The organism is Streptomyces sp. CA-111067 (assembly GCF_050956065.1).
GTDB lineage: Bacteria > Actinomycetota > Actinomycetes > Streptomycetales > Streptomycetaceae > Actinacidiphila.
Genome location: NZ_CP192103.1, coordinates 2,615,944 through 2,639,746 on the forward strand (window position 1 = coordinate 2,615,944; position 23,803 = coordinate 2,639,746).

Genomic DNA, 23,803 nt, shown 5'->3' on the forward strand with positions numbered 1-23,803 from the left:
TCAGGTCGCGGGAACGGGTTGCGGAGCCGGGGCTGGGGCGGCGGTCAGAGCAGCTTGCGGCCCTTGATGCCGGCCCGGATCGATCCGGTGAGGGTGGCCGAGGCGAGGTCCTTCATCGCCGGCGGGGCCTGGGTGACGCCCCAGAACATGAACCTGGCCATCATGTAGGTGGTCGGCACGATGAACCGGGTGTCCTCGGGGGACTTCCAGCCGAAGTGCGGGTTCAGCAGGTCGCAGTTGTTCAGCTTGTCGAAGATGATGTCCGCGGCCTCGTCGCCGGTGAGCACGCCGGCCTCGTACTTCTCGCAGGACTCGGCGGTGAGTTCGAGGATCTCCCGGAAGACCGGGTTGGGGTACCACAGGCCCGGGTACGGGTTCTCCTCCTCCAGCTGGTGCTCCAGCTGCTTCACGTCGCCGGTGAGCGCGTAGTTCACCCGGGCGCGGGTCAGCCGCATCACCCCGGGGGTCAGGAAGCCGCCCCAGACCCGGAAGACCGCGTTCCACAGCCGGAAGTGCGAGAAGGCGATGTAGGAGCTGTTGACCAGCTGGTCGTTGTAGTAGAGGAGGCCGCGCTCGAGGCGGTCCACGTACTCGAACCGCTCCACCGAGAAGTCGTCGTCCTGGAGGGCCGGCAGCAGCCGGCTCATCAGCGAGTAGACCACCTCGAAGGTGTTGGACAGGCCGCGCGAGAACAGCGGGTCCAGGAAGCCGGCCGCGTGCGACATCAGGCACCAGCGGTGGCCGATGGACTCCGAACTGCTGTACTGGAGGCGGTCGGTGGAGACCCACTCGCGGACCCGGGTGGCGCCCTCGAACTGCCGCTTCACCGCCGGGTACATGTCCAGGTACTTGTTGAACTCCTCTTCGGGAGTCATGTCCTTGGGCTTGGGGTAGACCCGCTCGTCGAAGGTCAGCCCGACGCTGCACACCGGGTTCTTGGATTCCTTCACGTTGTTGAACGGGATGATCCAGAACCAGCCGCGCTCGATCATGTGGTGCAGGGTGCCGTTGTTCCACGGCGACACCTTCGGCGGGCGCAGGCTCTGCGGGTGGTGGCTGACGTCGTCGAACGGCTTCACGCCGACGTAGTGCGTGAACAGCGACCGCGAGTGGTGCTTGAAGCGGGCCGGCTTGTCCCGCAGGCCCTTCTTCTCGGCCAGCAGCGAGCGGAAGCCGGAGGCGTCGATCAGGTAGCGGGCCCGGAACACCTCGCCGTTCTGGCCGGTGACGGTCACCCCGTCCTCGTCGAAGTCCAGGTCGGCGACCCGCCAGTTCTGCCGGGTGGTGGTGCCGTACTTGGCGGCGACGTGGAAGTAGTAGGCGTCGGTGTCCTGCCGGAACAGGTGGCTGGCCTCGGTCAGGATCTTCGGGATGACGAACTGGGTCGCCTCCCGCGGGTTCGGCTCCTTGCCCACGTCGTGCTTGATGAAGCCGAAGCTCTGCTTCTTGCCGTGGAACGGGCCGATGTGCTTGGTGACGGCCTTCACGTCGAGCAGGTGGTGCAGTTCGGGGATCTGGAACCGCTCGGCGAGGATGTGCAGCCACTCGATCAGCTGCGGGGTCATCGACTCGCCGATGGCCATCCGGGGGTGCGAAGCGGCGTCCACCAGCACCACGTTGGCGCCGTTGCGTGCCAGGATCGCCGCGCTGACCGAGCCCGCCAGGCCCGAGCCGACGATCAGGACGTCGCAGTTCTGCGCCTTGCTTGAGTTCATGGCCGGGACAACTGCCTTGGCTTTGCTGGGCACGGAGGCGCCCCTCTCTGCTCGGGTTGGCCTGTCTTGGTCGGGTACGGGTTGCTCTGCCGGTGCGCCGAACCAGCGGCGCAGGGCCGGGGCCGGGTCGATCGCGCGGACGGCGGCCCAGGCGACATAGCCGTCGGGGCGCAGCAGCACCGACTTGGTGCCGTCGAGCGCCGTACCGGGCGCGGCGATCGCGGTGACCACGTCCACCCGGCCCGACCAGCCCGCGGCGGTGCCGGCCAGCTTCGCCGGCCGCCTGGCGTCGCCCGACAGGTCGAGCAGCACCCCGCGGCCGGTGCGCAGCAGCTCGGTGGTGCTGGTCGGGCCGTCCTGGGTGGCGAGTTCGACGTGCGGCACCCGGCCGCCGGTCAGCGGGTGGCCGTTGCTCTCGTAGTGGATGTCGAGGCCGCTGATCATGCCGGCCAGATGGCCGCGGACCACCGGGACACCGCTGATCAGCTCGCCGGTGGCGGCCCTGACCGCCTCGACCTCCTGGCCGCCGAACAGGATGACGGTCTGCGCCTCGATGTTGGCCAGTACCCGCCGTCCGACCGCGTGCCGTTCGGTGTGGTAGGTGTCGAGCAGCCCGTCCGGCGCCCGGCCGGTGACCTGCGCGGCCAGCTTCCAGCCGAGGTTGACGCCGTCCTGCAGGCCCAGGTTGAGCGCCTGGCCGCCGACCGGCATCTGCCGGTGCGCGGCGTCGCCGGCCAGCAGCACCCGGCCCCTGCGGTAACTCGCCGCCTGGCGGCTGGTGTTGCCGAACGCGTTCAGCCAGGTCGGGGTGCCGCCGGTGATGTCCTCACCGGTGACCCTGGCCCAGACCTCGGCGATCTCGGCGTAGGGCGGCTCCCCGGTGCGCGGCCGCACCTCGCGGCCGAACTCGTGCACCATCACCCGGGTGACGCCGTTCCGGGTGGCGGCGATGGCCACCCCGTTCGGCATCCGCTCGAAGCGCCGGTTCGGGATCTCCAGGCCGCGCACGTCGCAGCGCAGCAGTTCCTTGGTGGCGTCGGAGCCGGGGAACTCGAACCCCGCGAGCCGCCGTACGGTGCTGTCCTCGCCGTCGCAGCCCACCAGGTAGTCGGCGGTCAGCCGGCCGACCCCGTCGGGGGTGGCGACCTCGACCTCCACCCCGTCGCCGTCCGCGGTCAGGCCCAGCAGCTCGTGCTCGCGCCTGACCTCGGCGCCCAGCCCCGTCGCCCAGCCGGCCAGCAGCCGCTCCACCTCGGCCTGCGGCACCTTCCACTGGCCGGGGTAGCGGGTGGTGGGCTCGCCGAGGTCCAGCGGCAGCCCGCCGAAGTGGCCCATCGGGTCGTTCGGCGGGTCGCCTAGCTCGGCGAGCAGCCCGCGCTGGTCGAGGATCTCCATGGTGCGGGCGTGCAGCGTCGAGGCCCGCGACTCCGTGGTCGGCGCGGCCAGCCGCTCCAGCACGATCACCGAGGCGCCGCCGAGCCGCAGTTCACCGGCCAGCACCAGGCCGACCGGCCCGGCGCCGACGACGATGACCTGGGCGTCGTGCCCGGTGCCCGGGGAGCCGTCGCCCCGGGTCTCGGTTGCGTCCATGTCAGCGCCGGCCTTCGGCGTAGTCCTTGGCGTGGCCGAGCGTGGCACGGCTGTTGGTGCTCAGCGCGTTCTGCACGTACTGCTTGGCCTCCGCGACACCGGCGCCCTCGCCGAGGATCTTCGTGATGTTCGCGGTGTTGATCACCACCGTGTGCTGCGAGCTGGCGGAGACGCCGTCGGCGTCCTCCTCGAACAGCCAGTAGCCGGTGTGCAGCGTCATCAGGGCCGGCACGGTGATCTGCTTGTAGACGATCCGCGCGTGCGGGAAGCAGACCCGCACCGACTTGGTGGTGTGGGTGGACCCGTCCTTGGTCATGGTGTCCATCTCCAGCACCTGCAGGCCGGGGGTGTCCTCGTCGAGCTGGACCCGGGCCACGTGCGGGAGGCGGTCCTTCCAGAACTGCGCCTCGTTGATGAAGTCGTAGACGTCCTTGACGTCGCCGTCGATCCGGACGGTGTCGATGAACGACAGCAGCAGGTCGTCGGATGCCACCGCGAGTTCGACGTTGGTCTTCAGCGCCGCCAGCTCCGAGCGGCTGTTGCGGTCCACGGCCTGGTCGATCCACTCCAGGCCGGCCGGGTCGTCGTCGACGGCCCGGTAGTCGTGCAGCAGCCGCACCCGGCTCTCGTCGTCGTCCAGCGGCTCGATGATCCAGGTGCCGCCCATCGCCGCCACCGGCGGCGCGGACACCTCCTGCCGGAACTCGATCCGCAGCGCCTTCGGGTCGAGCACCCGGCGCGAGGTCCAGTTCTTCGCGGCGCCGTTGGCGGTCGCCCAGATCCGGATCCGCTCCTCGTCAGCGGACAGCTCCACCTGGTCCACGAACACCGTCGGCGGGAAGATCCGCGGCCAGTTCTCCACCTCGGCGATCAACCGGTACACGGCGGCGGCCGGCGCGTTCACCGTGATCTCGTGCTCCACCTCGCGGTGGCCTGTCAGCGTCATGCCCGTTCCCCTCACGCGAGTGGTCAGAAGTCGTCAGAAGTGGTCCGAATGCCCGGAAGCCACCAGCAGTGGTCAGAAGTTGCCGAGGCCGCCGCAGACGTTGATCGCCTGCGCGGTGACCGAGGCCGCCGTGTCGGTGGCCAGATAGGCGACCATGCCCGCGACCTCCTCGGGCGTGGAGTACCGGCCGAGCGGGATCTTGGCCTGGAACTTCTGCAGGATCTCGCCCTCCGAGGTCGAGTACGCCGCCGCGTAGCCCTGCCGGACCCGCTGCGCCATCGGCGTCTCCACGTAGCCGGGGCAGACCGCGTTCACCGTGATGCCGGTCGGCGCGAGCTCGTTGCCCAGCGCCTTGGTGAAGCCCACCACCCCGTGCTTGGAGGCCGAGTACGGAGCGCCCAGCACCACGCCCTGCTTGCCGGCCGTCGAGGCGATGTTGATGATCCGGCCGCGGTCCCGGTAGCGCATGCCGCCGGTGTTCAGCACCTCGCGGGTCATCAGGAAGACGCTGTTGAGATTGGTGTTGACGACGTCGAACCACAGCTCGTCGTCGATGTCCGCGGTCACCCCGCCGCCGCTGCGGCCCGCGTTGTTCACCAGCACGTCCACCGGGCCGAAGCGCTCGACGCCGGCCAGGACGAACGCCTTGATGTCGGCGGGCGACTTCACGTCGCAGGCGGCGCCGTCGACGTCCAGGCCCTCCTGCCGCAGTTCCTTGACGGTGACCTCGACGCCCTCGGGTGTGCGCGCGCAGATGAACACCTGGTGTCCCTGCGCCGCCAGCGCCCTGGTGACGGCGAGCCCGATTCCGCTGGTGGCCCCGGTGACGAGAGCGACCCGCTGCCCCTGATCCGACATGACTGCTCCTCCGACTCGTGTCCCTTGCGTGGCTGGTCGGTGCCGCCGCCGCTCCTCGGGAGCGCGGCGGCGGCACCGGATGTGGGGGCCGCTCAGGCCGCCCGGTCGCTGTGGCCGTCAGGCCGTGGTGACCGGTGGGGCGCTCAGGCCGCGTGTTCTGCGGCGAGCTGGCCGTTGACCACCGCGAGCAGCGCCCGCGGGGTGTCCACCTCGCTGACGGTGGTGTCCTCCAGCTCGATCCCGTGCTCGCGCTCGATGCGGCTGCCGGTCTCCAGCAGCGCCAGCGAGTCGTAGCCCAGGTCCTCGAAGGTCAGGTCGAGGATGTCGCCGTCGAGGTCGATCCCCTCGTCCTCACCGGCCGCTTCCCGCAGGATGCGCTTGAGGTCTTCGATGGTGAGTTCCATGCCGGCTCCAGGTCCCTTCGTTGAATGGCGCGACAGTGCGACGGTCGTGCGCGGTACGGGTCCGGGGTCAGCCGGCCCGGCGCACGACCATCGCGGAGTTGAAGCCGCCGTAGCCGCGGGCCAGTACCAGGGCCGCGTTCACGGTGGCCTGCCGGGGCGTGTCCACGACCAGGTCGAGGCCGTACCCGGCGGCCGGCCGCACATTGGTGGTCGGCGGGATGACGCCGTCCCTGATCGACAGCAGCGCGGCGGCCGTGTCGAGCGAGGCGGCGCCGGAGTAGAGCCGGCCGGTCATCGTCTTGGGCGCGGTGACCGGCACCCCGCCCGGACCGAACACCGCGCTGAGGGCGTCGGCCTCGATCCGGTCGAGCTCGGGTTCCGCGGCGGCGTCGGCGAAGACCACGTCGATGTCGGCCGGCGTCAGCTCGGCGTCCCGGAGCGCGATCTCGATGCACCGGCGCAGCCCCGGCTCCCGGCCGCTGCCGGGCCTGGGGTCGAACGTCGAGCCGTAGCCGGCGATCTCCCCGTAGACCCGGGCGCCGCGCTCCCGCGCGGACTCGGCGTCCTCCAGGATCAGCAGCGCGCCGCCCTCGCCGGGTACGTAGCCGGCGGCGTCGGCGTCGAACGGCCGGTAGGCGGTGTCCGGGTCGTCGCCGGTGCTCATCCGGCCGGTGGCGACCTGCGCGATCCAGCCCCACGGGCAGATCGAGCCGTCCACCCCGCCCGAGACGATCAGCCGGCTGCCCTTGCGGATCTGCCGCCTGGCCTGGGCGACCGCGTCCAGGCCGCCGGCCTGGTCGGAGACGACCACCCCGCTGGGGCCCTGCATGCCGTTGCGGATCGAGATCTGGCCGGTGTTCACCGCGTAGAACCAGGCGAAGGACTGGTACGCGCTGACGTAGCTGCCGCCCTGGCTCCACAGCTTGCGCAGCTCGTTCTGGCCGAACTCGAAACCGCCCGACGAGCTGGCGGTGACGACGCCCATGTCGAACTGCTTCCACTCCTTGGGCGTGACGCCGGCGTCGGCCAGCGCCCAGTCCGCGGCGACCAGCGCGAGCCTGGTCATGTGGTCGGTCTGCGGGATCAGCCGGCCCGGCAGGTGGTCCTCGGCGGTGAAGCCGGGCACCTCCCCGGCCAGCGTGGACGGGTAGCCGCTCGCGTCGAACCGCTTGATCGGCGCGATGCCGCTGCGGCCGTCCTTCGTGGCGGCCCAGTACGGCTCCGTACCGAGCCCGTTGGGCGCGGTGACACCGACTCCGGTGACGACCACCGAGGTGCCGCTCATGCCGCCCTCCGAAGCACCATCGCGCTCTGGAAGCCGCCGAAGCCGCTGCCCACGGTCAGCACCGTGTCGGTCAGGTGCTCCCTCGCCTTGAGCGGTACGTAGTCCAGGTCGCAGTGCGGGTCCGGCTCGTGCAGGTTCGCCGTCGGCGGCACCAGGTTGTTCTCGATGGCCAGCGCGGAGGCGGCGATCTCGATCGAGCCGATCGCGCCGAGCGAGTGCCCGACCATCGACTTGATGGAGCTCATCGGCGTCCGGTACGCGTGGTCGCCGAGTATCCGCTTGACCGCCGCGGTCTCGTGCCGGTCGTTCTGCTTGGTGCCCGAGCCGTGCGCGTTGACGTAGTCGATCTGCTCGGGGTTGACCCGCGCCTCGTCCAGCGCGGTGCGGATCGCCTCGGCCATCTCCCGGCCGTCGGGCCGCAGTCCGGTCATGTGGAAGGCGTTGGAACGGGTCGCGTAGCCGGCGATCTCGGCGTAGATGTGCGCGCCGCGCGCCTTGGCCCGCTCGTACTCCTCCAGGACGAACATCGCCGACCCCTCGCCCAGCACGAAGCCGTTGCGGGAGTTGTCGAACGGCCGGGAGGCGTGCTCCGGGTCGTCGTTGCGCGAGGTCGTCGCCTTGATGGCGTCGAAGCAGGCCACCGTGATCGGCGAGATCGGGGCGTCGGTGGCGCCCGCGATCATCACGTCCACGCTGCCCTCGCGGATCAGCTCGGTCGCGTAGCCGACCGAGTCGAGGCCCGAGGTGCAGCCGGTGGACACCACGGTCGCCGGCCCCTCGGCGCCGGTGGACCAGGCCACCTCGGTGGCGAACGAGCTGGGTACCAGGTAGTCGTACAGATGCGGCACCGCGTACCGGTGGTCGTTGAGCGCCAGCCGGCCGCCGTCACTGGTGACGCGGTACTCCTGGTCCAGGCCCATCGTGGCGCCGACGGCGCTGCCGACGGTCACCCCGGTGCGGTACGGGTCGAGGTCGGCCAGTTCCAGGCCGCTGCTCGCGACCGCCTCCGCCGCGGTGACCACCGCGAACTGCGCGGCCCGGTCCATCCGGCGGATCTCCTGCGGGCTCAGTCCCAGGGCCTCGGGGTCGAAATCGACCTCGGCGGCCACGCGGGAACGGAACGGGGCGGGATCGAAAAACGTGATGCCTCTGGTCGCGGTGCGGCCCTCGCTGAGCAGACTCCAGAAGTCCTTGACGCCGACACCCCCCGGCGCCACGACCCCAATGCCGGTTATCACCACTCGCCGTCCCATGTGGACGCCGCTCCCTTCGGGAAAATGTTCGCGGTTAGTGCGGCACGGCCGGAACTACTGCTCCGACCTGTCCCAGTGGTAGAAGCGCTGCGCCATCGCGTCCTTCGGCGACCGCCAGGTCGCCGGGTTGTACGCCTCGATGTACGGCTTGAGGTCGGCACTGACCTGTACGAAGAGCGGGTGGTTCTTGGTCTCCTCGATGGTGGTGTTGCCGGCCTCGGTGTCGAAGTCCTGGAGGTGGAAGTAGAGGCCGTTGTAGGAGAAGAGCTCCCGGCGTCGGGTGCCCATCAGGTCGGGCATGCCGGTCTGGTCGAACTCGCCGAAGATCTTGGACACTTCCTCGGCGGACTGCGGCAGCATGCGCGCGACGATCAACGTGCTGTGCATCGTGGGCTCCTTGGCTTCCTCGTGGCGGGCTTGGGGCAGGCTTGCGGCGGGCTGGTCTGCACGGTCCCCGGCGAGGCGTCAGCCCTGCCGGGACCGCTGTGCGCGGCGGCTGAAGCAGTCGTGCGCGTCGGCCTCGGAGTAGAAAGTGCGGCCCGACCGGTGCTGCCGGCGCCAGCGCTGCTCGCTGGCCAGCCGGTAGACGGTGCCGACCGGGGTGTCCCACAGCCGGGCGATGTCGGTGGCGGCGAGCCAGCGTTCGGCGACGGCTCCCTGGGCGGGGTTTTCGCCGGGGGCGCCGGCCCCGGCCCTTGTCGCGGCGCGCGGCATCAGCCGGCGCAGCTGCGTCCACTGGTGGCCGGCCCAGCTGTGCTGCGGATCCGCGTCGCAGTTCACCGCCGGGTGGCCGCCGGCCGCGCCGCCCGGCACGGTCGCCGACAGCAGCCCGGCGCAGCCCGGCACCACGCAGCCGCCGAGCCCGATCCGCCGGCTCTGGTCCGGGTGCGCGACCCGGTCGGCCCGCACCACCAGCCGGGCCACCTCCCTGGTCGCCTCGGCGGCGGCCGGGTGCGCGGCGAGCCAGTCGGTGTGCCGCAGCAGGAAGACCGACAGGGCGGTGATGCCGCGCTCGGGCGGCCGCAGCCGCCGCTCCTGCGCGACCAGCCCGCTCCACGAGCCGAGCACCGTCATGATCGCGGCCCTGGCCTCGGCGGCGGCGGCGTTGAACGGCAGCCCAGGCAGCGGTCCGCCCGAGGTGCGCTCCCGCAGCCCCTTGGCGGAGGCACCGCCGAGCACCCGCTCGCAGTCCCGGTACAGGCCCGGCAGCCGCCTGATGTCCTCGGCCAGCCTGCGGTGGCACCCGGCGCACAGCCGGTGGCCGCCGGTCGCGCGGCCCGCCGGACGGCCGCCGGCTCGCCGCGTGCCGCACTCGTGGCCGACGCAGCCGGTGCCGCTCGTGCCACTTGTGCCGCTCGTGCCTGTTCCGCCTGCGCCGCTCATGCCGGTGACCCGGACTGGGTGGACTGGCCGCCGAGCCCCAGGCCGAGCCGGAAGCCGACCCCGCGTACGGTGACGATCCACTCCCGGGCGCCGAGCTTGGTGCGCAGGCTGCTGACGTGCGTGTCCACGGTGCGCCGCGACCAGGAGTCGCCCCACACCTGCTGCATCAGCCGCTTGCGGGTGATGACGATGTCCGGGTGCGAGGCGAGCAGGTACAGGACGTCGAACTCCTTGCGGGTGACGTCGATCCGCCGGCCGCTGAGCCGTACCTCGCGGGAGCCCGCGTCGATCCGCAGCGCGCCGGCCGAGACCACCCGGGCGGAGGCCGGCGCCGGCCGGGCCCGGCGCATCACCGCGTCCATCCGCGCCATCAGCTCGCGGAAGCCGTAGGGCTTGACGAGGTAGTCGTCGGCGCCGGCCTGGAGGCCGAGCACCCGGTCGAGCTCGGTGCCCCGCGCGGTGACCGCGATGACGGCCACGTCGCAGACCGAGCGGATGCCGCGGCAGACCTCGAGGCCGTCCAGGTCGGGCAGGTCGAGGTCGAGCAGCACCAGGTCGGCGTCCTCGTACACCTGGAGCGCCGCGCCGCCGGTCGCCACCGACACGACCTCGTGCCCGTGCCGCCGCAGTCCGCGGACCAGTGACTCGGCGTCCACGGCGTGCGGTTCGACGACCAGCACCCGCCAGTTCGCCGACGGTCCCGGCACCGCGTGGACGGGCTGCGCGGTACGGGCGTGGGCGCGATTGAGGGGTGCGGACGCGACCGGGGCCGGTGTATGAGGTTTCAGAAGGTCTGTCTGACTCATGGGTCCGCCCTTTGTGGCTGCTCGGGCCGGCTTGCGGCCTCGCCTGATCGGTTCGTTGGACTGTTCGTCGCCCTCCACCGCCGCTCGTTCCGGCACGCCCGCGCGGGTCCCGCGCTGCCGCGCGATCCGGCGCCCTCAGCGCGCGGCGCCGGCCGCGGTCAGGAACCCGAGTGGCCCGAGTAGTCAGCCGCGAGCGGGAGCGCGCCGAGTGCCGAGGCGAACTGCCGTGCGTCGTAGGTCGCGTGCACCTGCGCCCCGGGGGCGATCCGGCGGCACAGGCCGCCGAGCACCTTGCCGGGTCCGGCCTCCACGAACCGGTTCACGCCGTCGGCCGACATCCGGCCGACGGTGTCGGTCCAGCGGACCCGCCCGGTGAGCTGGCGGCGCAGCACCCGCCGGGCCTGCGCGCCGCCGGTGACCGGGGCCGCGGTGACCGAGGAGACGAGGTCGACGCCGGCCGGGTCGCGGAACTCCACCGCGTCCAGCGCCGCCGCGAACTCCTCCTCGATCTCGGCCATCAGGCTGCAGTGGAAGGGGGCGCCCACCTCAAGCGGTACCGCGCGGCGGGCGCCGGCCGCGAGGGCCGCCTCCACCACCAGGCCGACCGCGCCGGCCTGGCCGGAGACCACCACCTGCGCGGGCTCGTTGTCGTTGGCGATCTCGACGACCTGCCCGCTGCCGGTGGCGGCCAGCGCGCAGATCGACTCGACGTCGGCGAGCGGCAGTCCGAGCACCGCGGCCATCGCGCCGGGAACGCGCTCGTTGACCCCGGCCATCAGCCGGCCGCGCAGCCGGACCAGGCGCAGCGCGTCGGTCCAGTCCAGGACGCCGGCGGCGACCAGCGCGGTGTACTCGCCGAGGCTGTGCCCGGCGACGACGTCCGGCTCGACACCTTCGGCGCGCAGCGCGTGCCAGGTGCACAGGCTGGTGAGGAACACGGCCGGCTGGGTGACAGCGGTGTCCCGCAGGGCTTCCGCGGGGCCGTCCCAGCACAGTCGTGACAGCGGAAGGCCGAGGATCTCGTCAGCGGCTGTGTAATAGGTGTCGATCAATTCCGGATACCGTCCGGCGAGATCGAGACCCATACCTACACGCTGTGATCCTTGGCCCGGGAAGACGAAGCCGATCCTGTCCATGCGCCGCATGGCTCCTTCCGGCCTTTTGGCGGTGCCAGGCTGGTTTCCGGGCAGCACCCGGCTGGTTTGCGGGCGGTGTCCGGCTGGTTTGCGAGGTGCGCCACGGAGAACGGGCATAAATGCGCCGCTCGGGCGCCGCACATACGAGACCCCGTGGCGGTGAACCGCACACGGGGTGAGAGATCAGGTGTTCGATACCTGGTGCTGGGGAGCCGACATCCAGAAATCGCTCCGGGAGCGGAACCGGGCATGGCTCGGCCGCTGAAAGCATCGTGACAGTCCTCCGCTGCGGATGTCAACTCCCTTCCCCACCAGCACGTTTGCCCAGGCCCCCGGCTGCGGGCGGCTGACCGGCGGCTATGCGGGGGCAATGATGGTTGCACCCTCCCACCAGTTTTGCGTGACACTCCCGATCGCGGATAGCGCCGGCACATCGGTGAGCATTTCGGTCACTCCGGACCCAAAGACACCGACTGACATGACATCGGAACGAAGATTCCGGAACGCTTGCGGACGGTGCCAGTCACCGGTGTCACGGACATGGGCACCCAGCTTTTACACTTCACCAACGCTCCAATGGACCCCCGCCCGGACCTGTCGTTCTCCCTGATCGTCGCAGGTAGAACGGGTATGGACGACTCATGGGTTTGCATGTATCGTCGCCTGCCAAACGCGAACATCCGTATGCTGCAAGCCGTACATGACTCGGGAGCGGGGGTTCCGGATCGTTATGAACACGGATTTAACGCGACAGACCCAACAGGACTCACCACGGTCACCGGGGCGTTTCCAGCCACCGGTATCCTCGCCCTCAGGGCAGGACCGGTCAGGCACGCCCGATGAGTCGGTCACCTCAGGGCACGCCCGTCAGCAGGTCCCTTCGCGGGCCAGCCGCTGCCGACCCGACTGAGGTCAGCGCAGCCGCGAGCGTGACAGCTCGCCGGATCACACACGGCCGGGTTCGACTCCGCCGGCCGTTCACGATGAGCCATGAGCCATGTGCTCGCAGAAGTCAGCTCCGGTAATTCCCTGTGCCTGCAAAGTACGTCGAAAGGTACGTCGAAAGATTCCGGACCACACGGCGGCGCCGATGCCGATGCCTGCCATCAGCGCTGTCCGATAAGAGGCCAGACACCGCCGAGGCGTCCCGTCCTGCACGGACGACGCCCTCGGCAGGTTCTGCCTGACGGGTGCACACCTGCCCGGTCGTCCGGATGAACAGCGAGTTCGCTCTGCGACAGCCACCCTTCCGACATCATGACCTTCAGGTGACGACATGAATTCATCTTTATGTGTGGGACAGAAATGCGGCAGCATGCCGCACGGCACGCGACCTCGTCGCACCGCGGCCCCCGGGCTGCGGCTCTGCACCTCGTGCTACCACGATCTCAAGGCCAATCTGATGGAGCTGCCGGAGATCTACGACGACTGCGAGTCCGCACTGCACCCGAAGCGCAATCCGACCATGCAACGGGTCAGCGGCAGCCGGCAGTCGCCCGGTATCAGGCTGGACGAGGGCGCGATCAGCGCCCGGTCGAGCATCGTCGGCTTCCTCGCCTCGTGGGCGGCCATGGTCGCCGACGAGCGCTCGGTCACCAGACCGGCGCACCGCAGTCCGGGCGTGCTCGCGGACTTCCTGGTCACGCACCTCAACTGGCTGCTGGCCCACCACACGGCGGCGGACTTCGCGGCGGAGATCTCCGAGCTGTCCCACCACGCCAGGCGGTCGGCCTACACCCAGCCGTCGTTGCGCATCGACCTCGGCCAGTGCGTGCGCTCGGACTGCGACGCGGTCATGACGACGGCGCCGGCCGCGCCGCGCGAGGGCCTGCGCAGCCGTGAGGTGAGCTGCACGGCCGGGCACAGCTGGCAGCCGCACCAGTGGCTGCTGCTGTCCCGGCAGATCCAGCAGAAGCAGTCCCAACAGAAGCAGTCGCAGAAGCAGGCGCAGCAGAAGCAGACCGAGCAGTCCCCGACGACCCGGGGCGGCCGCTCATGAATCCTTCACCGCGCAACAGAAGCAGCAGGGGCAGAAGCCGGCTGGTCCCCACGCAGCTCGCGGCCCTGGCCGCGGGGGTGTCGGAGGCGACGATAAGGAAATGGGCCAGCCGCGGGAAGATCACCCGCTACGGCAGCCCCGGCAGGGCGCAGTACGACCTGGACGAGCTGCTCGACCGGGTCGCGGCCCGGTCGGAACAGGCGGCCGGACGGGAGTGAGGCGAGGGAGCCGCGGCGCTGGGGCGTCGCGGCTGCGTCGTCCCATGGGCAGGGTGTGTGCGTGAATCTGCTCGATGCGGGCTCGTTTTGAGCAGAATCAATCATCTACACTGACAATCGCACTGCACTGAGCCGCACCGCACAGCGCCGTTCTGGCGTGGCGCCGTGCCGGTCCGCGCAACCGCCCGCCGTCCTGAGGAGCCCGCATGCCCGCCTCGCTGACCACCGCCGAGATCGCCACCCAGCCCGACTGCTGGCAGCGGGCGGCAGAACTGGCTCCGGCCGAGGCGGCGAAGCTGCCGCGGGACGGCGAACGGGTCGCGGTGATCGGCTGCGGCACCTCGTGGTTCATGGCCCAGTCGTACGCGGCGCTGCGCGAGCAGGCCGGCGCCGGGGCCGGGTCGCCGTCCGGGGCCGGCGGGCGCGGCGAGACCGACGCGTTCGCCGCGTCGGAGTTCCCGTTCGGCCGCAGCTACGACCGGGTGCTGGCGATTACCCGGTCCGGCACCACCACCGAGGTACTGCTCGCCTGCGAGCGGCTGCGCGCGGCCGGCGTGCCGGTCACGGCCGTCACCGCCGATCCGCGCACTCCGGTGATGAAGGCCGCCGACGAGGTCGTGGTGCTGGACTTCGCCGACGAGGAGTCCGTCGTACAGACCAGGTTCGCCACCACCGTGCTCGCGCTGCTGCGCGCCCACCACGGCCACGACCTGCGCGGCGCGGTCGCCGACGCCCGCGAGGCCGTCACCGGCGAGCTCCCCGCCGCGCTGCCCGCGGCCGAGCAGTTCACCTTCCTGGGCACCGGCTGGACCTACGGCCTCGCGCAGGAGGCCGCGCTGAAGATGCGCGAGGCGGCGGGCGCCTGGACCGAGAGCTACCCGGCGATGGAGTACCGGCACGGCCCCGTCAGCATCACCGGGCCCGGCCGCGTCGTCTGGGCGTTCGGCGAACTGCCGCCCGGGCTGGCCGAGGACGTCGCCGCGGTCGGCGGCACGCTGGAGGCGCGGCCGGACACCGACCCGCTGGCCGACCTGATCCGCGCGCAGCGGCTCGCGGTGGCCATCGCGGAGCGCCGCGGCTTCGATCCGGACCGCCCCCGCAACCTGACCCGGTCGGTCGTCCTCCCCTGACGCAGCCGCGCCGGTACCGCGTCCACGGCCGTCCGCACCCGCCGCGACCGCGGCACCCGCCGTCGTGACCACCGGGCGGACCGCTGAACGGCGCGGCCCGATCGCCGTGTCGCCGCGGGGGCGGCTGCCCGATCCGCCGTATCCGCCGTGGCGGGACCACCGAGAACCCGCCACGGCCACGACGTCGCCGGCGCCGTCCGACCCGCCACAACCGTCCGACCCGGCACGGCCTTCACGTCGCCAGCACCGTCCGACCGCCACGCGGCGACCGCCGTCCGACCGGCCACCGCCGTCCGACCCGCCGCACCCGCCTTTTGCGAGGACCCCATGACTGCCGCCGTAACCGCAGAACTCGTGACCGCCGCCCGCGCCGGCGGGCACGGCGTGGCCGCGTTCAACGTGATCACCCTTGAGCACGCGGAGGCGATCATCACCGCCGCCGAGGCCGCCGGGCTGCCGGTGATCCTCCAGGTGAGCGAGAACGCGGTGGCCTTCCACGGCGGGCGGCCCGAGCCGCTGCTCGCCGCGGTGGCGGCGCTGGCCCACGCGGCCGGGGTGCCGGCGGCCGTCCACCTGGACCACGTCGAGAGCGAGGACCTGCTGCGGGCCGGGGTCGCGGCCGGCGTCCGCTCGGTGATGTTCGACGCCTCGAAGCTGCCCTACGAGCAGAACGTCGCCGCCACCGCGCGGATGGTGCGGTGGGCGCACGCCCGGGACGTCTGGGTCGAGGCCGAGCTCGGCGAGGTCGGCGGCAAGGACGGCGCCCACGCCCCCGGGGTCCGTACCGAGCCGGCCGAGGCCGCCGCCTTCACCGCCGCGACCGGCGTCGACGCGCTCGCCGTCGCCGTCGGCAGCTCGCACGCGATGACCGAGCGCACCGCGCGGCTCGACCACGAGCTGATCGCCCGGCTGCGGGACGCCGTACCGGTGCCGCTGGTGCTGCACGGCTCCTCAGGGGTGCCCGACGAGGAGCTGCGGGCGGCGGTCGCGGCCGGCATGGCCAAGGTCAACATCGGCACGGCGCTGAACATCGCCTTCACCGGCGCCGTCCGCGAGCGCCTCGGCGCCGATCCGGCCGTGGTGGACCCGCGGCGCTATCTGCGGGCGGCGCGGGAGGCGATGGCCGGTGCGGCCGGCCATCTGCTGGAGGTCGTCGCGGGCCGGCCGACCGGCGGCGGGCAGGGCGCCGGCCGTACCGCGTAGCGGACGGCGTCCGGCATCCCATGTCCGGTGTCCGGCCGCCACCGCCTCCCACGCCCGGCCGCCACGGACCAATCCGCGTTCCCCGCCGCGACGAATGATCAGTGAGGGCCGCCCACCGGCGGCCGCTGACCACGCGCTGCGGGAGGTAGGGCATGGCGGGCGCAGCACCACCGTCCGGGCCCGGGCAGGTAGGGGACGACGGGCCGCCGGACAGCCGGAAGGACGACCGGCACGACGATCGGCACAGCGACCGGCACGACGACCGGGAACCGTACGGCCGGCGCCGGATCGCGGTGATCGGCAGCGGCATAGCCGGGCTGACCGCCGCCCACGTGCTGTGCCGCTCGGCCGACGTCACCCTCTTCGAGGCCGACGACCGGGTCGGCGGCCACGCCCACACCCACGACATCGCCGACCCGGCCGGCGGCAACCCGCTGCGGGTCGACTCCGGCTTCATCGTGCACAACGCCCGCACCTACCCGTATCTGCTCCGGCTGCTGCGCGAACTCGACGTGGCCACGCAGGAGTCGGAGATGAGCATGTCGGTGCGGTGCGAGGGCTGCGGCCTGGAGTACGCGGGCGCGCTCGGCCCGCGCGGGCTGTTCGCGCAGCCGCGCAACGCGCTGCGCCCGCGGTACCTGCGGATGCTCCTCGAGGTCACCGCGTTCCACCGGGCGGCCCGCCGGCTGCTCGCGGCGGACACCGAGCGGGAGGCGGGTGACGACTCCACGCTCCGCGCGTTCCTGGTCCGCGGCGGCTTCTCCGCCTACTTCACCGCCCACTTCATGACCCCGCTGGTCTCCGCCGTCTGGTCCTGCTCCCCCGCCACCGCCCTGGACTTCCCGGCCCGCTACCTGTTCCGGTTCATGGACCACCACGGCATGCTCTCGGTCGGCGGCTCGCCCGTCTGGCGCACGATCACCGGCGGTTCGCGCAGCTACGTGGAGCGCGTCACCAAGCAGCTGGCCGCGGTCCGCACCTCCACGCCCGTGCACTCGCTGCGCCGGCTGCCCGGCGGCGGCGCCGAACTCGGCACCGGGGACGGCACGGTGGAGCGGTTCGACGCGGCCGTGGTCGCCGTCCACCCCGACCAGGCGCTGCGGCTGCTCGCCGAGCCGACCGCGGCCGAGCGCGAGGTACTCGGCGCGTTCCGCTACACCGCCAACCCCGCGTTGCTGCACACCGACACGAGCCTGCTGCCGCGCGCGTCCGGCGCCCGCGCGTCCTGGAACCACCTGCTGCCGTCCTGCTCGGCCGACGCGGGAAACGTGCTGGTCAGCTATGACATGACCCGGTTGCAGCGGCTGCCGGGGGCGGAGACGTACGTGGTGACGCTGAACGGCGCCGAGCGCGTCGCCGACTCCCGCGTGCTGGCCAGGATGGACTACGCGCACCCGCAGTACACCCCGGAATCGGTGGCCGCCCAGCGCCGGCTGCCGTCCCTGAACGGGCCGGTGATCGCCTACGCGGGGGCATACCACGGGTGGGGCTTCCACGAGGACGGCTGCCGGTCGGGCGCGGCGGCGGCCGGCGCGCTGGGGGTGTCGTGGTGAACGGGCCGGCGGTGAACGGGCCAGCTGTGAAGAGGCCCTCCGTGAAGGGGCCGCCGGCTCCGGAGCCGGCGGTGAACGAGCCGGCGGCGACGGGTCAGGTGGTGCCCGCGCTCTACGACTGCGTGATCGGCCACGCCCGTACCGGCCCGGTGCGGCACTCCTTCAGGTTCCGCACCTACCTGTGGCTGGTGGACGTGGACCGTCTGCCGCGGCTGCCCCGGCTGCTGCGCCCGCTGGCCGGGTTCCGGTCCCGTGACCACTTCGGCGGCGGCGCGCCCAGTATCAGGGCCGGGCTCGACCGCTTCCTGGCCGCGCGCGGCGCCGAGCCGGTGACGGGTCGGGTGCTGATGCTGGCGCACGCCCGGGTGCTCGGCCATGTCTTCAACCCGCTGACGGTGTACTGGTGCCACGACGCCGACGGCACCCCCCGCGAGGTGGTCGCCGAGGTGCACAACACCTACGGCGAACGGCACTGCTACCTGCTGCACCCCGACGAACGCGGGCGGGCCGACACCGCCAAGGAGTTCTACGTCTCCCCGTTCTTCCCGGTGGACGGCGACTACCGGATGCGGCTGCCGGCCCCCGGCGAGCGGCTGTCACTGACCGTCCGGCTCGACCGTGAGGGCGGCACGCCGTTCACCGCGACCGTCAGCGGGCGGCGGCAGCCGGCCAGCACGGCCGGTCTGCTGCGGGCCGCGGTCCGCCATCCGTGGTCCACGCTCATGGTCTCGGCAGGGATCCGGCTCCACGGGGCAGTCCTATATATGCGCGGACTTCCCGTCCGGCCACGTCCCCGGCACGACCTCCAGGAGGGATTGCGTTGACCCTGTCGTCCACTTCGCCTGCTTCGCCCGCCTCGCCCGTCTCCGCTGTCTCCGTCTCCGCCCCGGCGCCCGGCTCCGGTGGGCCGGCGCCCGACCCCGGCGGCGCCCCCTCGGCCGGGGTGGCGCTGCCGCGGACGGCGGTGGACCCGAAGCGCTGGCCGGACGTGGCGGTGCTGCCCCGCTCGTCGCCCGCGCGCACCGCAGTCGCCCGCTCCCTGGTGAGCCGGGCGCTGGACCGGCTGCCGCTGCGGGTACGGCTCGACGGTCCCGGCGGCGGCCGGACCCTCGGCGCCGGCGGCCCGCTGCTGCACGTCATCGAGCCGGACTCGTTCTTCCGGCGGATCGGCGCCGACGGCCTGATCGGCTTCGGCGAGTCCTACCTGGCGGGCGAGTGGACCGCGGACGACCTGACCGGCGTGCTGACCGTCCTCGCCGGCAACGTCAGCACCCTGATCCCGCCGTCCCTGCAACGGCTGCGCGGGATGTGGGCCCGCCGCAAGCCCACCGCGCAGCGCAACACCCGGCACGGCGCGCGGCAGAACATCCAGCGCCACTACGACCTGTCCAACGACCTGTTCGCGCTCTTCCTCGACCAGACCATGTCGTACTCCGCGGCCGTCTTCCGCGGCTTCCCCGCCGCGGAGCACACGCTGCCCGCCGCCCAGCACCGCAAGATCGACCTGCTGCTCGACGCGGCCCGGGTCGGTGCCGGCACCCGGCTGCTCGAAGTCGGCACCGGGTGGGGCGAGCTGGCGCTGCGCGCGGCGGCCCGCGGCGCGCACGTGACGACCGTCACCCTCTCGCGCGAGCAGCAGCAGCTGGCCCGGCGGCGGATCGCGGCGGCCGGCCTGGAGGACCGGGTGGAGGTGCGGCTGTGCGACTACCGCGAGGTGACCGGCTCGTATGACGCGGTGGTCAGCGTCGAGATGATCGAGGCGGTCGGCCGCGAGTTCTGGCCGGTGTACTTCAGCACGCTGGAGCAGCGGCTCGCGCCCGGCGGCCGGATCGCGCTCCAGGCGATCACCATGCCGCACGACCGGATGCTCGCCACCCGCTCCACGTTCACCTGGATCCACAAGTACGTCTTCCCCGGCGGCGACATCCCCTCGGCCGAGGCGATCGAGGAGGTGTGCGCGGCCGGCACCGGGCTGCGGATCGTCGCGGCCGACGCCTTCGGGGCGCACTACGCGGAGACCCTGCGGCTGTGGCGGGAACGCTTCGAGCAGGCCGCGCCGGAGGTCGAGGCGCTCGGTTTCGACGCGGTCTTCCGGCGGCTGTGGACCTTCTACCTGGCCTATTCGGAGGCCGGGTTCAGGTCCGGGTACCTGGATGTGCGGCAGTTCGTCCTGGCCGGCGCCTCGACCGGGGCGGGTGCGGAGCGGTGAGCGTGCCCCCTGCGGTTGCCGCCGGACCGACCTCTGGAGGCACCGGATGAACGGTTTCCCGTGGGCCGCCTTCTGCGGCGGTCTCGCGGCCTCGCTCGGCGCCGCCCTCACCGTCATGCTGCTGACCTTCGCGGTCGCGGTGGCCAAGGGGATGCACCGGGTGGTGGACGTGGCCTGGGGCCTGGCGTTCGCCGCGGTGGCGGTCACCTCCTACGCCCTGTCCTCGGGCCACGGCGACGACGGCCGGCGGCTGCTGGTCACGGCCCTCACGGTGGTGTGGGGGCTGCGGCTGGCCGGGCACATCGCCTGGCGCGGCCGGGGGCACGGCGAGGATCCCCGGTACGACAAGATGCTGGCCAAGGCGGGCTCCGGCTCGCGCAACGCCTACGCGTTCCGCACGGTCTACCTGCTGCAAGGCGCGCTGGTGTGGGTGGTGTCGCTGCCGGTGCAGGCGGCCTGCTACGCACCGGGCGCGCTGGGTCCCGCGGCCGTAGTCGGGACGGCGCTGTGGGCGCTGGGGCTGGTCTTCGAGGCGGTCGGCGACTGGCAACTGGCCCGGTTCAAGGCCGATCCTGCACACAAAGGCCAGGTGATGGACCGCGGGCTGTGGTCCTGGACCCGGCACCCCAACTACTTCGGCGACTTCTGCGTGTGGTGGGGGCTGTTCCTGCTGGCCTGCGACGCCGGGAGCTGGCAGCCGGTGGCCCTCGGGGTGGCCGGGCCGCTGATCATGACCTTCCTGCTGACGCGGGGCAGCGGGAAGGCCCTGCTGGAACGGCACATGGCGGACCGGCCCGGCTATCGCGAGTACGTGGCCCGGACGAGTGGTTTCTTCCCCCGGCCGCCGCGCAAGGTGTGAGGCGCGAGCGCGGGGCGGGGGTGTGCGGCGTGCGGCGTGCGAGTGAGGCGTCGTCAGTCCAGGCCCCGGGCGCGGACGAACCGGGCGTGCGCGTCGGCGAGGCCCACGATCGGGTCCGGGTAGTCGTAACGCGCCCGGTCCAGCCCGCGGAGCTTCCACGGCTGGTGCACCGCCCGGCCCGGCAGCCCGGCCAGCTCGGGCACCCAGCGCCGTACGTAGTCGCCGTCCGGGTCGAAACGGGACGCCTGGAGCAGCGGGTTGAGCACCCGGTTGGGCCGGGTGTCGGTACCGGTGCCGGCCGCCCACTGCCAGTTGAGCTGGTTGTTGGCGATGTCGCCGTCCACCAGCAGGTCCAGGAAGTGCCGGGCGCCGACCCGCCAGTCCACGTACAGCGTCTTGGTGAGGAAGCTCGCCGCCAGCAGCCGGGCCCTGTTGTGCATCCAGCCCTCGTGCAGCATCTGCCGCATGCCCGCGTCCACGATCGGGTATCCGGTGCGGCCCTCCCGCCAGGCCGCCACCTCCTCGGGCGCGGTGCGCCAGCGGTCGCCCCGGTTGCGGTAGTCGCGGTGGGCCGCCTCGGGGCGGGCGGCGAGCACCTGGTGGTGGAAGTCCCGCCAGGCCAGCTGCCGGACGAACGCCTCCGCCCCCGGCCCCTCCGCCTCCCGTCCCTGCCGCACCAGTTCGGCCGGTGAGACGCAGCCGAAGTGCAGATACGGCGACAACCGCGAGGTGTCGTCGCCGGCCAGGTCGTCGTGCTGCTCCTCGTAGTCGGCCATCAGGGTGCGGCGCCACGCGGCGGACAGCTTGCGGCCCGCCGTCTCACCACCGCGCGGCAGCCCCGGTGACGGGCTGCCGCCGCCGGGTCCCGTGAGGTCGGCCGCCGACGGCAGCGGGTCGCCGGCCGCCTCGCCGGGTACGTTCATCTGCCGCGGGGTGAGCCTGGTCGGCCTGATCCGCTCGGCGCTCCAGCGGCGGAGGTACGGGGTGAACACCGCGAAGTGGTCGCGGTCCGCGGGGGTGACGGCACCGGGCGGCAGTGCGGTGACCACCGCGTCGTGCACCACCAGCTCGCAGCCCGACCCGGCCAGCTCCTTGCGCAGCAGCTCCTCGCGGCGCGCGGCGTAGCCGCTCACCCCGGCGGCCAGGTGCACCTGGCCGGCGCCGGTGTCCCGGACCACCCGGCCGACCACCTCGGCCACCGCGCCGCGCCGCACCACCAGCCGCCCGCCGCGTTCCCGCAACGCCCCGTCGAGGTCGGCCAGCGTCTCGGCGAGGAACGCGGCCCGGTTCGGCACCGCGAATCCCGCACCCGCGATCCCGCTGTCCACCACGAACAGCGGCACCACCCGGCGGCCCGCGGCGACGGCTGAGGCCAGCACGGGGTTGTCGTGCACCCGCAGGTCGGAGGTGAACAGCGCGACGGCGACATCCGTCTCAGGCACGGGGCGCCCCCGGGAACTTCAGCAGGGCCACCGGATCACTGGTGGGATGGGCGGACCCGCCGGCCGGCTCCACGGTGACGCCCACCCCGGACGCCGCCTCCACCGGGCCGGCCAGCACCACCGCCTGATCGGGGCTCCTCGGGTCCATCAGACCGGCGGGCCGCATGGTGCCGGCGTCGTCGTACCAGAGCTGGTAGGTCCGCCCCGAGGGCAGCCCGGCCATCCCGCTGGCCAGGAACGCGGCCTTGCCCAGGTGCTGGGACACCACCACGGTCGCGCTCGAACCGTCGGCGAGCCTGCTGGTGCTGCTCCGCGCGTCCGGCGCGGCCAGCACCTGCGACAGCGCCGTCGCCGACTGCTCGGCCCGGCTGGCCCGCTGCCTGGCGTCGTCGGCCTGCTGGTGCTGCCAGACGGCCACACCGCCCAGCGCCACCGCGCCGGCCAGGCAGGCCGCCAGCACGAAGCGCGGCAGCCGGCGCAGCAGCCCGGGCCGGTCGCCGCCCGCCCGCCGGTCCCGGCCGGCCGGGACGGTGGGCGGATCCTGGCGTACGGTGCTGATCCGGCGCAGCACCTGCTCCTTCAGCTGCGGCGGCGGCACCACGGAGGCGGCCAGTGCCAGCCGGTCGGCGGTCGCGGACAGTTCTCGTACCTCCTGCTCACAGGCCGGGCAGTCGGCCAGGTGCTGCTCGAACTCGGCACGTTCCCGGTCGGACAGTGCGTGTACGGCGTAGGCGCCGGTCAGGGTGTGCAGCTCGGCGGTGCTCATACGATCACTCCCAGGCAGTCGCGCAACCGGATGAGGCCGTCCCGCAGGCGGGTCTTGACGGTGCCGAGCGGTGTCGCCAGCAGCTCGGCGACCTCCCGGTAGGTGAGGCCGCGGTAGTAGGCGAGGGTGACCGACTCGCGCTGGAGTTCGGTCAGGGTGCGCATGCAGCGCCTGACCTGCTCGCGTTCGAGCCTGCTCTCGACCTGCTCGGAGACCTCGTCGAAGGCGGGCGTCCGGTCCAGCAGCGCCGCCTTCTGCTCCCGGTCGGAGGACGCCTGCGCGGAGCGGACCCGGTCCACCGCCCGCCGGTGCGCCAGCATCATCACCCAGGTCATCACCCCGCCCCGGTTCGGCTGGTAGCGGGCGGCGGTCTGCCAGATCTCGACCAGCACCTCCTGGGCCACCTCCTCGGACTGCGCGGGATCGCGCAGCACGGATCGCACCAGGCCGAGCACCGGTCCGGCGACCGCGTCGTAGACCCGGCCGAAGGCGTCCTGGTCGCCCTTGGCCACCGCGGCGACCAGTTCCTTGAGGTCAGGACCGCCGGCCCCGGCGGCACTGTCCAGGCGTACGGCTTCCCTCATCTGCGATCCATTCCGTCCTGACCCGCCCACGCGAGTCTCCACGGGACATTCGTAGCGGGAACGGGGACGGATTGCCCGCAACCCGCGTTTCCTGCCGGGTCGCCGCGCCGCCCGACCCCTTGTCACCCATTGGCCACGTTTGTCACCGTTACGCGGGTTCCGGGTAACAGAAGATCAACAAGCCCATGCGGCCGTCGTTCGCGGGTCGTTGGCCGGACGAGGGTGCTGATCACCAGCCCCCGTCGCTTGGAGGTCCCGATGACCGACCGGACGCTTTGGTCCTACGCCGAGATCGCCGCACACATCCGCGTCCAGGTGGACACCGTACGCTCGTACCGCAAACACGGGCACCTTCCGCCGCCCGACCATGTGGAGGGCGCCAAGCCGCTCTGGTACGCCGACACCATCAGGGCCTGGAGCGCCCGGCGACCGGGAAACCGCGGCCGCCGGGATCCGGACTGAGC

The 23,803-nt window shown here is 72.5% G+C and carries 22 protein-coding genes; 9 read left to right on the forward strand and 13 right to left on the reverse strand.

The features are described from left to right. Positions 1-44 precede the first annotated feature (44 nt). The 10 genes from ACQPW6_RS11340 to fabD all read right to left on the reverse strand — a co-directional run bounded on the left by ACQPW6_RS11340 (position 45) and on the right by fabD (position 11,385). Positions 45-3,305 (reverse strand): FAD-dependent monooxygenase, encoded by a 3,261-nt coding sequence (locus ACQPW6_RS11340; RefSeq protein ID WP_433889450.1) that lies wholly within the window; start codon positions 3,303-3,305, stop codon positions 45-47. Between the two features lies 1 nt (position 3,306). Continuing rightward, positions 3,307-4,251: an aromatase/cyclase gene (locus tag ACQPW6_RS11345; protein ID WP_433889451.1), complete on the reverse strand. Its 945-nt coding sequence runs from the start codon at positions 4,249-4,251 to the stop codon at positions 3,307-3,309. A gap of 72 nt (positions 4,252-4,323) precedes the next feature. Next, positions 4,324-5,109, reverse strand: coding sequence for a 3-oxoacyl-ACP reductase FabG (gene fabG, locus ACQPW6_RS11350; protein ID WP_433889452.1), 786 nt, complete (start codon positions 5,107-5,109; stop codon positions 4,324-4,326). A gap of 143 nt (positions 5,110-5,252) precedes the next feature. Next, complete coding sequence (locus tag ACQPW6_RS11355) at positions 5,253-5,513, reverse strand: acyl carrier protein (protein WP_433889453.1); 261 nt, start codon at positions 5,511-5,513, stop codon at positions 5,253-5,255. Between the two features lie 67 nt (positions 5,514-5,580). Beyond that, the gene (locus tag ACQPW6_RS11360) at positions 5,581-6,798 is read right to left on the reverse strand and encodes a ketosynthase chain-length factor (protein WP_433889454.1); all 1,218 of its coding nucleotides are present in this window, start codon (positions 6,796-6,798) and stop codon (positions 5,581-5,583) included. Further along, on the reverse strand, positions 6,795-8,051 hold the full coding sequence (locus ACQPW6_RS11365) for a beta-ketoacyl-[acyl-carrier-protein] synthase family protein (RefSeq protein WP_433889455.1): 1,257 nt from the start codon (positions 8,049-8,051) through the stop codon (positions 6,795-6,797). Before ACQPW6_RS11365 ends, ACQPW6_RS11360 begins: the two co-directional genes overlap by 4 nt. A 54-nt stretch (positions 8,052-8,105) precedes the next feature. Next, on the reverse strand, positions 8,106-8,438 hold the full coding sequence (locus ACQPW6_RS11370; RefSeq protein ID WP_433889456.1) for a TcmI family type II polyketide cyclase: 333 nt from the start codon (positions 8,436-8,438) through the stop codon (positions 8,106-8,108). A 78-nt stretch (positions 8,439-8,516) separates the two neighbouring features. Next, positions 8,517-9,434 carry a hypothetical protein gene (locus tag ACQPW6_RS11375; protein ID WP_433889457.1) on the reverse strand — a complete coding sequence of 306 codons (918 nt, stop codon included), beginning with the start codon at positions 9,432-9,434 and terminating at the stop codon, positions 8,517-8,519. Then, positions 9,431-10,240, reverse strand: coding sequence for a response regulator transcription factor (locus tag ACQPW6_RS11380; protein WP_433889458.1), 810 nt, complete (start codon positions 10,238-10,240; stop codon positions 9,431-9,433). The genes ACQPW6_RS11375 and ACQPW6_RS11380 overlap by 4 nt, the downstream gene beginning before the upstream one ends. A gap of 158 nt (positions 10,241-10,398) precedes the next feature. Beyond that, entirely contained in the window at positions 10,399-11,385 is a 987-nt protein-coding gene (fabD, locus tag ACQPW6_RS11385; RefSeq protein ID WP_433889459.1) for an ACP S-malonyltransferase, read from the reverse strand. Positions 11,386-12,691: 1,306 nt separating this feature from the next. Here fabD and ACQPW6_RS11390 point away from each other — a divergent pair. The 8 genes from ACQPW6_RS11390 (at position 12,692) to ACQPW6_RS11425 (ending at position 20,547) form a co-directional block, all read left to right on the forward strand. Further along, positions 12,692-13,375: a hypothetical protein gene (locus ACQPW6_RS11390; protein WP_433889460.1), complete on the forward strand. Its 684-nt coding sequence runs from the start codon at positions 12,692-12,694 to the stop codon at positions 13,373-13,375. After that, positions 13,372-13,593: a hypothetical protein gene (locus tag ACQPW6_RS11395; RefSeq protein WP_433889461.1), complete on the forward strand. Its 222-nt coding sequence runs from the start codon at positions 13,372-13,374 to the stop codon at positions 13,591-13,593. The genes ACQPW6_RS11390 and ACQPW6_RS11395 overlap by 4 nt, the downstream gene beginning before the upstream one ends. 206 nt (positions 13,594-13,799) lie before the next feature. Next, positions 13,800-14,723 carry an SIS domain-containing protein gene (locus tag ACQPW6_RS11400; RefSeq protein WP_433889462.1) on the forward strand — a complete coding sequence of 308 codons (924 nt, stop codon included), beginning with the start codon at positions 13,800-13,802 and terminating at the stop codon, positions 14,721-14,723. Between the two features lie 327 nt (positions 14,724-15,050). Next, entirely contained in the window at positions 15,051-15,926 is an 876-nt protein-coding gene (locus ACQPW6_RS11405; RefSeq protein ID WP_433889463.1) for a class II fructose-bisphosphate aldolase, read from the forward strand. Positions 15,927-16,078: 152 nt separating this feature from the next. Further along, positions 16,079-17,479: an NAD(P)/FAD-dependent oxidoreductase gene (locus tag ACQPW6_RS11410; protein WP_433889464.1), complete on the forward strand. Its 1,401-nt coding sequence runs from the start codon at positions 16,079-16,081 to the stop codon at positions 17,477-17,479. A gap of 98 nt (positions 17,480-17,577) precedes the next feature. Next, a complete protein-coding gene (locus ACQPW6_RS11415) occupies positions 17,578-18,303 on the forward strand; it encodes a DUF1365 domain-containing protein (RefSeq protein WP_433894502.1) in 726 nt (241 codons plus the stop codon). Beyond that, positions 18,300-19,688 (forward strand): class I SAM-dependent methyltransferase, encoded by a 1,389-nt coding sequence (locus ACQPW6_RS11420; RefSeq protein WP_433889465.1) that lies wholly within the window; start codon positions 18,300-18,302, stop codon positions 19,686-19,688. Before ACQPW6_RS11415 ends, ACQPW6_RS11420 begins: the two co-directional genes overlap by 4 nt. Positions 19,689-19,734: 46 nt before the next feature. Continuing rightward, complete coding sequence (locus ACQPW6_RS11425) at positions 19,735-20,547, forward strand: DUF1295 domain-containing protein (protein WP_433889466.1); 813 nt, start codon at positions 19,735-19,737, stop codon at positions 20,545-20,547. A 53-nt stretch (positions 20,548-20,600) separates the two neighbouring features. On the opposite strand, the gene ACQPW6_RS11430 is transcribed toward ACQPW6_RS11425, so the two are convergent. From ACQPW6_RS11430 to ACQPW6_RS11440, 3 genes are read right to left on the reverse strand one after another with little or no spacing between them, the layout of a single operon-like run. After that, positions 20,601-21,989 (reverse strand): cryptochrome/photolyase family protein, encoded by a 1,389-nt coding sequence (locus ACQPW6_RS11430; RefSeq protein WP_433889467.1) that lies wholly within the window; start codon positions 21,987-21,989, stop codon positions 20,601-20,603. After that, positions 21,982-22,755 carry an anti-sigma factor gene (locus ACQPW6_RS11435; RefSeq protein ID WP_433889468.1) on the reverse strand — a complete coding sequence of 258 codons (774 nt, stop codon included), beginning with the start codon at positions 22,753-22,755 and terminating at the stop codon, positions 21,982-21,984. Before ACQPW6_RS11435 ends, ACQPW6_RS11430 begins: the two co-directional genes overlap by 8 nt. Beyond that, positions 22,752-23,339 carry a sigma-70 family RNA polymerase sigma factor gene (locus ACQPW6_RS11440; protein ID WP_433889469.1) on the reverse strand — a complete coding sequence of 196 codons (588 nt, stop codon included), beginning with the start codon at positions 23,337-23,339 and terminating at the stop codon, positions 22,752-22,754. Before ACQPW6_RS11440 ends, ACQPW6_RS11435 begins: the two co-directional genes overlap by 4 nt. A gap of 258 nt (positions 23,340-23,597) precedes the next feature. On the opposite strand from ACQPW6_RS11440, the gene ACQPW6_RS11445 reads away from it, so the two are divergent. Next, a complete protein-coding gene (locus ACQPW6_RS11445; protein WP_433889470.1) occupies positions 23,598-23,801 on the forward strand; it encodes a helix-turn-helix transcriptional regulator in 204 nt (67 codons plus the stop codon). The last annotated feature ends 2 nt before the right edge of the window (positions 23,802-23,803 follow it).